This is a genomic window from Mycobacterium sp. 852002-40037_SCH5390672 (genome assembly GCF_001665875.1).
Lineage (GTDB): Bacteria > Actinomycetota > Actinomycetes > Mycobacteriales > Mycobacteriaceae > Mycobacterium.
On record NZ_LZTA01000031.1, the window covers coordinates 1 to 3,259 of the forward strand.

Here is a 3,259-nt window from a genome sequence, read left to right on the forward strand (position 1 = left end):
ACGGGCATGGACACCCGGTGCAGTTGCCCACCTATGCATTTCAGCGGCGCCGGTACTGGCTGGCCGATCACTCAGCAAGTGCAAGCGATGCACGCGGGCCGAACCAAGGCGCGAAATCTGGACTGCCTCAAAGAATTTACAGGCTGGCCCCCGAGCAGCAACATGATCTGTTATTGGAATTAGTGCGCGAACACATCGCAGTTGTGTTGGGCTATCCCAGCCCTGAAGCGATTGATCCCGATCAAGCGTTCCAAGATCTCGGGTTCGAATCATTAACTGCCGTGGAACTGCGTAACCGACTTATGGCCGCAACGGAGCTAGCATTGCCACCGACACTGATTCTCGATCATCCTAACCCGAACGCGATCGCCAGTTACCTTCGCCAGCAGCTCAGTGGTTTGCATCCAGGATGTGAGAACGACGAGCCTGGATCTCTACAAACCGAAGAGGACAGAGTTCGGTCAATCTTAAACACTATCGCCGTGAGCGACCTTCGCGATGCAGGGCTTCTGGATAAGCTCCTTGCCCTAGCGAAGGATTGAGCTAGATCATTTCCCTTCCATCCCGGTCGACCCCCGCGGACCGGAGCTTATACCGGCCTAGTCAGATTGCAGACGGTGCGCGCCAGTAGTGCAACGCCTTCGCAGATCGGCCCTACGACATGTCGAGCTTGATAGTGTTCGCTCTCCTCGTAGTATGCCGGCTCAGGCCACCTGAGCGTGAGCAATTGAAGAGACAACCCAACCCCGAGGGGAGTGCGCCCCGATCGTCCGGCTGTGCGCTAAGCGGCGGTTTTTCTCCCAAATCACCGGCGTGCGCCATTGGCACTTTACTGCGATCGACAACATACAACTGGGGCGCCTGCGGTTGGGCGATCACCAGCATCGACCGGGTAGGCTCTCGTTCGAGATCATCGCCGATGACGTTGCAACAAATTCTGTATTGCACAGGCCCGGATCCGAACTGATGAATGAGCTATCGCCGCCCGCGCTGAGAAGCGAAAGGCGCTCGGCGAGCCCAAAAATGTTGTGGCGCAGCTAGAGCGCGCATACTGAGCGAAACATCGCTACAGCCGGACCCTTCTGGAGCGATCATGTTGTCTTGCTTGAAGTTGTACCTCGATGTCGGTGAAGGTCTGCGGTTCCTGGGAAAGCGTCTTCTTGCAATGACTTCAAGCGGACGTAAGCGGCGTAGGCATTTTCTCACAGAACCGTTGACGACAGGGTAGTCGACGAGTTCTATATGGTGTTGTCGGACATGGCATAGCGAAGATCAAAGTCGTTCATGCCGTAACGACGATGCCGTGCTTGGTGCGGTATCGGAGTTCGGCGGACGGTTGGAGCCAGTGAGTTTCTTTGTTTGGCGATACGCCGATAGGTCGTTACTTGACTGATCTCTAGATATCACCGCTTAAGAGAGGTCGCCGCATGTTGCTGATGGAACGCGCGTACTCCACCACCGAAGAGATGGCGCCGGGACTGATCGACGGATTGACCGCAGTCGGATTGGCGTCGCTCGAAGCTGAAAGCCGGCAAGGAATTGAAATGTTTCGTCGCCGCGGTCAAACCGGATTGTTGGTACCCAAGGATCTTGGTGGGGCGGGTGCGTGCGCGCGGCAGGCAGTTCAGTACATGCTTGCTATCGGCAGTTTGGCTCCCTCGCTATCCATCGTGGCGACGATGCATCACTTTTCGGTTGCCAGTCTGGCCAAGTTTCAGAATGGTTTCGATGATTTACAAAAGGTTTTGCTGACGTCGGTGGTTACCGACCGCTTGCTGGTCGCTAGCGCGTTCGCCGAAGCGCGTCCCACCGCTGGGATGTTCGAACCGACGATGATCGCGGTGCGCGACGGTGACAATTGGATTGTTAACGGCAGTAAGAAGCCGTGCACCTTGGCTATGTCGATGGATTTGCTGACCGCCAGTGTGGTGCTGACTGACGAGGTTGACGACTACGCCATCATGGTCATCCCGGCGAGGCTGCCGGGAATCTCCACACGTCCGTTTTGGCGCGCGCCGGTACTGCAGGCCGCGGAGAGCGATGAGGTGGTGTTCGAAAACGTTGTCGTACCTGACGACTGCATTATGCGTTTAGACATCGACCCCCGAACTGGTATCGACGAAATTCAAAAGAACGGGCTGATTTGGTTCACGATCTTGGCGGCGGCGTCCTACCTAGGAATGGTGACGGCGCTAGTTCAGCGTGTTCATGAATCCGGCCGTGCCGATGATTGCATGCTCGGACATTTTTTTGTTGAGCTGAGTGCACCGACGTCTATGCTCGAGTGCGTCGCTCGAACCATTGACGATGACGGTCACGATGCTGACTCGACGCTGGCTGCCTGCCTTGCAATGCGGTTCGGGGTGGCTGATGCGATATCTCGCATTGTGCCGCGGGCACTCGAGGTCTTAGGCGGGATCGCGTTCATCGCGGACGAGTCCGTGGGATTACTTGCGGGATCGGCCAGTGCCCTGTTGTTCCAACCGCCTACGCGACATTCGATTATCAGTGAATTGGGCGGGTATTCGGCTGGTTCAACGATGCGGTTCAGCTGATGCGGGCTTGAGTTGTAACCGGAGTTGTTGTGGAACCGCGTATACGATCTGTGACGGTATGTTCGGTTCAGGTACACCTAAGGCGTGCCGAAGTGCGACGGTTCGGTTTTTGGCTGTCTCTAGGCGTCGCGGATGTTTAAGGCGAGCCGCTGAGCCTCTTCGATCAAGGTCTCGACAATCTGCGATTCGGGCACGGTCTTGATGACTTCGCCACGAACGAAGATCTGGCCCTTGCCATTTCCCGACGCGACGCCGAGGTCGGCCTCGCGGGCCTCCCCCGGGCCGTTAACCACACAGCCCATCACGGCGACGCGCAGCGGCACGTCCAGACCGTCGAGGCCGGCGCTCACCGCGTTCGCCAACGTGTACACGTCGACCTGGGCGCGCCCGCACGACGGGCAGGACACGATCTCCAGCCCGCGCGGCCGCAGGTTCAGCGACTCGAGGATCTGGATGCCGACCTTGACCTCCTCGACCGGTGGCGCCGACAGCGACACCCGGATGGTGTCGCCGATGCCGCGCGACAGCAGCGCGCCGAAGGCGACCGCGGACTTGATGGTGCCCTGGAAGGCCGGACCGGCCTCGGTGACCCCGAGGTGCAGCGGGTAGTCGCACCGCTCGGCCAGCTGCTCGTAGGCGGCGACCATCACCACCGGGTCGTTGTGCTTGACGCTGATCTTGATGTCGCCGAAGCCGTGCTCCTC

The 3,259-nt window shown here is 58.6% G+C and carries 3 protein-coding genes; 2 read left to right on the plus strand and 1 reads right to left on the minus strand.

Translation table 11 applies throughout. The annotated features are described in order from the left end of the window. Both A5782_RS25190 and A5782_RS05220 read left to right on the plus strand, forming a co-directional pair. The coding region (locus tag A5782_RS25190; RefSeq protein ID WP_231986598.1) for an acyl carrier protein at nucleotides 1–542 on the plus strand (542 nt) is incomplete at its 5' end. An 885-nt stretch (nucleotides 543–1,427) separates the two neighbouring features. Further along, entirely contained in the window at nucleotides 1,428–2,555 is a 1,128-nt protein-coding gene (locus tag A5782_RS05220) for an acyl-CoA dehydrogenase family protein (RefSeq protein WP_067096133.1), read from the plus strand. Between the two features lie 119 nt (nucleotides 2,556–2,674). Here the strand turns inward: A5782_RS05220 and A5782_RS05225 are convergent. Next, on the minus strand, nucleotides 2,675–3,259 hold a 585-nt coding region (locus A5782_RS05225; protein WP_197694116.1), incomplete at its 5' end, for a flavodoxin-dependent (E)-4-hydroxy-3-methylbut-2-enyl-diphosphate synthase.

What these genes read in the sequence shown, in the direction of transcription:
- A5782_RS05220 (WP_067096133.1), top strand. Translation starts at nt 1,428, where the DNA reads ATGTTGCTGATGGAACGCGCGTACTCCACCACCGAAGAGATGGCGCCG.